Below are 7,348 nucleotides of genomic sequence, written 5' to 3'. Positions count from 1 at the left end.
CCTGTTTTTCTTGCACCCTTACTACTTTTTTGGTCGGAAAATCCCTACACTGTTTACTTTTCTCACTGATTCAGCAAGCCCCAACTAGAGTTTTAGCAATATTTTCCGCCTCCGCCTCCGATGCTGCAGTTACCAGCACCACCCCAAAATTAATTGTCATAGTCAACAGTGAACAGTGAACAGTGAACAGTGAACAGTCAATCGATTTTAGATTTTAGATTTTAGATTTTAGATTTTAGAATTGAAGCATTGACCCCACGGATAAATTCGGGGGCAAGTTTCCTCGGATACAGGTTTTTTATTTCTGGGTTCTGAGTCTCCGAAGGAATGAATCCGAGGGCTTGTATCCTGGATGCTTTCGGTCAACAGTCAACAGTCATCAGTCAACAATCAACCGTTAATCTCATTAACTTCCCAAGAATTAACTCTGCCCGCCCCAGCTAAGGAAAAATAGCGTCTAGTAGATTCCGGCAAAATGGCTCCCGCCAACAAAGCATTATCTAAATTAGCTCCTATTAACGTCGCCTCGCTCAAATCTGCTGCCATCAAATCTGCTTGACACAACTTTGCCCAATTCAGATTTGCCCCTCTCAAACAACTTCCCCTCAACTTAGCCCCGGTTAAGTTTGCACCCGCCAACTTCACCCCACGCAACTGAGCCGCGCTGAAATTTGCTCCCGCCAAATTCGAGCCTTCCAAATTAGCTCCCATTAGTTTAGCTTCGCTCACGTTAACGCCGCTCAAATCTGCACCGCAGAGATTCACCCCTGCCAACTGCGCTCGCCGCAGACTGACTCCTGTTAATTGAGCTCCAAAAAGTTTTGCACTATTGAGCCTTGCACCGTAAAGGTTTGCCCACTTAAAATTAGCTGCCGTCAGATTAGCGCCCAGCAAGTTAACTAATTGCAAGTCGGCGCTGCACAAATTGGCATTCCACAAGACAGCACCCCGCAGGTTTGCGCCAGTTAAAGTTGCGCCACTTAACTTTGCTCTCGGCAATTTTGCTTTTACCAAAAAAGCACCGCTGAGATTGGCTTTTGTCAAATCTGCACCTGAGAGTTGGGTTTCACCCATTTTGGCAAAAGTTAGATTTGCTCTGTGCAGCAGTGCACCTTTGAGTGTTGCTTTGGTGAGAAACGCCCTGCTGAGGTTCGCCCCTGAAAGATTAGCTCGCGAAAGGTTGACTCCGATTAAGATTGCTCCGCTGAGGTCTTTCCCGCTGAGGTCGGCTTCAGTAAAGTCTCTTTCTCCTTTTTCGTAATTGTTGAGCAGTTCACTAACTTCCATAGGGCATCATACCTTCTATGATTGTGGGGTTTCGATCCAGAAATCTTTACTGTTAAGGTTGTTTCAGAAAGGAAACTGTTTTAGAAAGGAAACTGTTTTAGCCTTTGCCTCAAACGGTATAAATTTCATTAACATCACTTTCTGTTTAAAGGCAATCTCTTAATAAAGATTTTATATCTTCCACGGGGTAGCGATCGCCCTTTCGGTATTTTTGAATTAAAAGTTAATGTTTTGTGACATAGATAGTCCTTGCTTAACGATCGACCGTTATTCGCAACTTCAGGCGCAGCGTGCCCTTGAATCCTGCAGGAGGTTGCCAGGAACTCAAGGCCATCTTGAGAGTTTCTACTGCGTCTGTTGCTTGCAGCGTCGAGGTTGTAGTGTCTATCGCCAATCGGGTAACGCGGCCGTCTTGTACCAATAACTTCCATACCGTTTCACCGCTAACCCCCGCCGGGAGATTAACAGATTGCAGGTATTGATTCAAAGCCGCGATCGCCCCGGCATCCAACCCTTCGGCGCTAACTACTTGGAGGCGAGAAGCCAAAGGCTTGGGGCGTTGCAACTCACCGTAACCGGGCTGGCGCGGCGGCATAACAGGAGCTGGCCTCACTGGTGCCGAGCTGCGGGTCGAGGTAACGCTGCGACTGCCGCCTCTTGTTGGCTCTGCCTCCTCCGACTGGAAAATACCTTCATAGCTGACACCCTGCGGCAATTCCACAGGCACTTGCACGCGGCGACGAGATCCATCAGGTTCGACTCGCACTTCTTCACTCACAGCCACAAAAGCCGTGTATTCCGACAGCAAGCGATAAGTCAGAGCAGTATTAATTACAGCTTCCACCAGAGATTTAGTCTCGCCACCAAACATTTGATTCATTAAATCTTTAATGCGCGATCGCCCCCAAAGTTGAGCTACCGCCGGATTGCCAAAATCCGTAGCGGTTGCTGCGACTGAAGTAGACTCCCGCTGCCGCCCGCCGGATTGAGCAAAATTAACAGGTAAAACTTGCTCGTAAGCTTTGCCACCTGCAAGAGTGCCGCGGATGCGAAGTTGACCGTTAGCTCGATCGGTCTTTTTGCCAAACAAAACCAGCGGCTGACTCGCAAACAAGTCTGGGGGTGCGATCGGATAAATCTCCGGTTTTTCCCCCATCCCTTCCCAACTAATTTGAATATTAGTCAATACCGGACTATTAATTTCCCGAAAAAACTTTTCTGCCGCTTCTGCTGACTGTTCATCTTGACGAATTACTTGAGACGTGCCTCTTCCCACTTCCGCCAAACGGTTAATCAAAAACCGATTCACCGAACCGCCGACACCAAAACTATAAAGTCGATTTCCCGGTTTCAGACTTTCCTGAACCCGCGCTAGCACTTCATTTTCATTACCAATGTAACCGTCAGTAATTAGTACAATACTCCGCAGCCTTCCCGTTGCCGCCGCCGGAAAATTCATCACGGTTTGAATACCGTTAAGCAGTTCAGTACCACCGTTAGCCTGCAACTTGTCGATATAATTAATTGCGCTTTGTCGATTTTCTGCCGTATTCGCTAAAGGAGTATTTGAAAGCGCTTTCGCAGTATTTGCAAAATCAATAATAGTAAAAGTATCGTTGGGATTCAGCCCTTGAATAAAGCGGCGCATCAACTCCTTAGATTTTGCCAGCGGTTCGCCCTGCTGAGAACCGGAAGTATCCATCAGAAACACGACATCTTTAGGTACAATTTCATTAGTTTTGTAATTTAATGCCGGAATCAAATAAGTAGCAAAATGACCGCCCCGCTGGTCGGATTGAGTCAAGACAGTTGCGCGCGTATTTTCGCCCGCCACTCGATAGCGCAAAATTAAATCTTTATTGGGAATTGTGTCAGAATTGGCTAATTGGACTTGCACAATATTTCCCCTGCGGTCAGTTGTAATTTGATGGGAAGTAGAGCGGACATCGCCGATCGCAACGCCGGCATCTATTTCTACCGAAACAGCGATATTGTGACCCGAGATCCTTCCTGGAGGCAAAACAGGCGGGTTAATGCGATCGGCATCGGTATTAACCCTCCCCTGCCCCCCCCTTGCTAAGGGGGGAAATTGAGAATCGCCCCCCCTTACTAAGGCGGGGTTGGAAGGGGTCGAATTTGCCGAAATATAGCGAGGCCCAACCACCATTGGAAACACAAATTCGTAATCGCCGCCGACAAATTTGAGACTTTCCGTGTAGCGAATCGTAACTTCAATTTTTTCTCCCGGTTTGATATTAGCGAGAGACTGAGTAAAAATATTGGATCGTTCTTGTTCCAACAAACCCGCACTCCGGCCTTGCTTTCTGGCTTGTTCGTAAATTTCCAAAGCTTCCTCGCGGCGTTTGATATCAGCTTTAATAGTTCGTGAGCCTATTTTAATTTCCATATCATCTACCGCCGCTTCATCGGGCAAAGGAAATACATAAACAGCTTCTATAGATTCGAGAAAAGGATTTTCAAACTTCTGAACAACTTCGACGCGGGAGATATTGCCAGTTATTTTGGCTTTAACTTCAGTCTGCTTGAGAGGAAAGACTTGTTCTGAGGCCGTATTTTGAGTTTTGACGAACAAACCGCCGACTGGACAGCGAGTTTCGGGCGATCGTCCGCCATTGCAATTAACATCGTTACTAGCGAGGATTTTCGGCGACGCAGACGAATAATTTTCCCCAAGAGCATTGGCCCGCGCCGTATTTGGAGCGAGCCACACGCCACACTCGATGGCTGCGAGCAATGCGATACCAGCAGAAAGCAACCGTTGAGGGGATAGAACGCAGACAAACTTCATAGCAGTTTTTTTTAGCAGACTTGAGGTGCTTTGTGTACCATGACTTTACGATTGCCGAAACGTTCCTGAGTTAGCTTTTTGGGAAAAATGACTGAGCGCGTAGGGCTGATTTGAGATTTGAGATTTGAGATTTTAGATTGACTCGCCTAGGGGCCGACTGGGAGGCGGGAACTTTTGTCGAAGCCATGATTGCTCTGTCCGACTGCTGTCGTCGGCTTGCATCTGTATTTGGGTGAGGTCGGTTGAGGCGATCGTCCGCGAACCCAACCTAGAAGATTGTATGATAGTTAAATAATTAAATAACTCTAACATCAACCTCTCAAGCTCTAATAAATTGAAAAAGCCATGAATTTTATTAACCCCAAAACCGACTTTGCCTTTAAAAAAATCTTCGGATCTGCTGGCAGCAAAGACATTTTGATTAGCTTCTTAAATGCCATCCTCTACGAAGCGCAGCCAGTCATCGAAGATTTAGAAATTATTGACCCTTATTTAGCTCCCAAAATCAAAGGAGTCAAAGATACTTACTTGGATGTCAAAGCTAAAATTAGTGGCAGCAAAACTGTGATCATTGAAATGCAAGTATTGAATGTAGAATCGTTTGAAAAGCGGATTTTATACAATGCTACCAAAGCTTACTCATTGCAATTGAAAAGCGGAGAAAACTACAACCTCTTAAATCCCGTGATTGCCTTGACGATTACAGATTTCCAAATGTTTGAGCATCTGGAAACAGTAATTTCGCGGTTTTGTATCAAAGAAAAAAACAACTTGGTCGATTATTTGGCGGATGAATTAGAATTTGTATTTGTTGAGTTGCCAAAATTTGACAAGACTTTAGCAGAACTAGAGACTCTGACTGATAAGTGGATATATTTCATGAAAACCGCTCGGACTTTAAGGTCTGTGCCGGAAGAGTTGGGAAATGTACCGGAACTCCGCAAAGCTTTTACAATTGCCAATGAAGCGAATCTCGATCCTGATGAATTGGAAGATTTAGAAAGGCGAGAAATTTTTATTCAAGACCAGCGCGGTGCAATTACCAAAGCTACCAGAATCGGGATAGAACAAGGAATCAGACAAGGCATCGAACAAGGCATCGAACAAGGCATCAAACAAGGAAATGTGACATTAATTGTTCGTCAGTTGGAGCACAGTGTCGGCGTGCTGTCGCCGGAGATTCAAACTCGCATCGCTCAGTTATCCGCTCAGCAATTACAGAGTTTAGGAGAGGCGCTATTAGACTTTGCCAGTGTGTCAGATTTGACAACTTGGTTGCAAGCACATAACAATCGTCAATAATTTGGTCAAATGGGTGTAGGGGGCAATCCCCCGTGGTTGCCCTTATGGATTACCTATGTCACATTTGAGTCTGACCTGACATTGAAACATCTAAAGTCGAAAATCCTATGAGCAAATTTGTGTTTGTGACTGGCGGCGTGGTTTCCAGTATCGGCAAGGGAATTGTCGGTGCTTCCTTGGGCCGCCTATTGAAGTCGCGGGACTATTCTGTCTCGATTTTGAAGCTAGACCCCTATATTAACGTTGACCCCGGCACTCTGAGCCCGTTTCAGCACGGAGAAGTCTTTGTCACGCAAGACGGTGCGGAAACTGACCTGGATTTGGGACACTACGAGCGTTTTACCGATACTTCCATGTCTCGCCTCAATAGCGTCACCACGGGTTCCATCTATCAAGCGGTGATCAACAAAGAACGCCGCGGTGAGTATCAGGGGAGCACGGTGCAGGTGATTCCACACATCACTAACGAGATTAAAGAGCGAATTCACCGGGTAGCAAAAAATACTAATCCTGATGTGGTGATTACGGAAATCGGCGGAACGGTGGGAGATATTGAATCTTTGCCGTTTTTGGAGGCAATTCGCCAGTTTCGCAAGGATGTAGGCCGGCAAAATGTTGTGTATATGCACGTCACGCTGATACCTTGGATTCCTTCGGCTGGGGAGATGAAAACTAAACCGACTCAGCATTCGGTGAAGGAATTGCGGTCGATCGGCATTCAACCAGATATTTTAGTCTGTCGGTGCGATCGCCCGCTGTCTTTGGGCATGAAACAGAAATTGTCGGAATTCTGCAACGTACCCGAAGAATGTGTCATCACATCTCAAGATGCTAAAAGTATCTACGAAGTACCCCTGATGATGGAACAGGAAGGTTTGGCGCAACAAACGCTCAATTTGCTGCAACTCGAACATCGCCAGCCAGATTTGCATCAGTGGCAAACTTTAGTCAACAGGCTTTACAGTCCCAATCACAAAATTGATATTGCTTTAGTTGGCAAATACGTGCGGTTGAACGATGCTTATCTTTCGGTAGTCGAAGCTTTGCGGCACGCGGCAATTGCGATCGGCTGCGACCTGAATTTGCACTGGATTAACTCAGAAGATTTAGAATCGGGAAACCTCGATAATTATCTCAAAGGTATCAACGGCATTCTTGTACCGGGAGGTTTTGGGGTTCGGGGAGTTGACGGCAAAATAGCGGCGATCGAATATGCCAAACACCATAAAATACCCTTTTTGGGATTGTGTTTGGGGATGCAGTGTGCTGTGATTGAATGGGCGCGCCACATCGCCCAACTAAAGGATGCCAACAGCGCTGAATTTGACCCGGATACAGCAAATCCGGTAATTAATTTATTGCCAGAACAGCAAGATGTAGTCGATTTGGGCGGTACAATGCGACTGGGTTTGTATCCGTGCCGCGTCAACCCAGACACGCTAGCTTTCAAACTTTATCAGAAAGAAGTGATTTACGAGCGGCACCGCCATCGGTACGAATTTAACAACGCCTACCGCAATCTTTTCTTAGAATCAGGTTATGCAGTCTCCGGTACATCTCCAGACGGCCGATTGGTAGAAATGATCGAATTTCCCAACCATCCCTTTTTCATAGCCTGCCAATTTCACCCCGAATTCCAATCTCGACCTAGCGCCCCCCACCCATTGTTTCAAGGGTTTATCCAGGCCGCTAGCATCCAGGGAAAGCAGGATGTTTTAGAAGATGAGGGTCGCGACTTGGTGGCCGGGAAAGTTGCAGCAAACTGATCTCATATCATGTGCGATCGATTAGTTCTGATATATTAGATGTCTGTAGGGGCGGTTCAGAGTAGACAATATTCAAATCGCCCAGACAATGGACATTACAAAACCCACCCGACAGACCAATAGGATTTGATAGGGGTCGCACTTACCGGACTAGATATCGGGCAGTATTCTCAACGAGTGAAAA

At 46.3% G+C, this 7,348-nt stretch carries 4 protein-coding genes; 2 read left to right on the top strand and 2 right to left on the bottom strand.

The features are described from left to right. Nucleotides 1-390: 390 nt before the first annotated feature. Together QUA36_RS26510 and QUA36_RS26505 are read right to left on the bottom strand one after the other, a co-directional pair. Complete coding sequence (locus QUA36_RS26510; RefSeq protein WP_333159504.1) at nucleotides 391-1,287, bottom strand: pentapeptide repeat-containing protein; 897 nt, start codon at nucleotides 1,285-1,287, stop codon at nucleotides 391-393. A gap of 253 nt (nucleotides 1,288-1,540) precedes the next feature. After that, nucleotides 1,541-4,096, bottom strand: coding sequence for a VIT domain-containing protein (locus tag QUA36_RS26505; protein ID WP_333459629.1), 2,556 nt, complete (start codon nucleotides 4,094-4,096; stop codon nucleotides 1,541-1,543). 345 nt (nucleotides 4,097-4,441) lie between these two features. On the opposite strand from QUA36_RS26505, the gene QUA36_RS26500 reads away from it, so the two are divergent. Together QUA36_RS26500 and QUA36_RS26495 are read left to right on the top strand one after the other, a co-directional pair. Next, nucleotides 4,442-5,398 (top strand): Rpn family recombination-promoting nuclease/putative transposase, encoded by a 957-nt coding sequence (locus QUA36_RS26500; protein ID WP_333459628.1) that lies wholly within the window; start codon nucleotides 4,442-4,444, stop codon nucleotides 5,396-5,398. A 107-nt stretch (nucleotides 5,399-5,505) separates the two neighbouring features. Further along, on the top strand, nucleotides 5,506-7,164 hold the full coding sequence (locus QUA36_RS26495) for a CTP synthase (RefSeq protein WP_333159499.1): 1,659 nt from the start codon (nucleotides 5,506-5,508) through the stop codon (nucleotides 7,162-7,164). Nucleotides 7,165-7,348 lie beyond the last annotated feature (184 nt).

This window comes from Microcoleus sp. Pol10D4 (assembly GCF_036701555.1).
Lineage (GTDB): Bacteria > Cyanobacteriota > Cyanobacteriia > Cyanobacteriales > Microcoleaceae > Microcoleus.
Note: the sequence above shows the minus strand (reverse complement) of the source record. Positions and strands in the feature narration are given on the sequence as shown.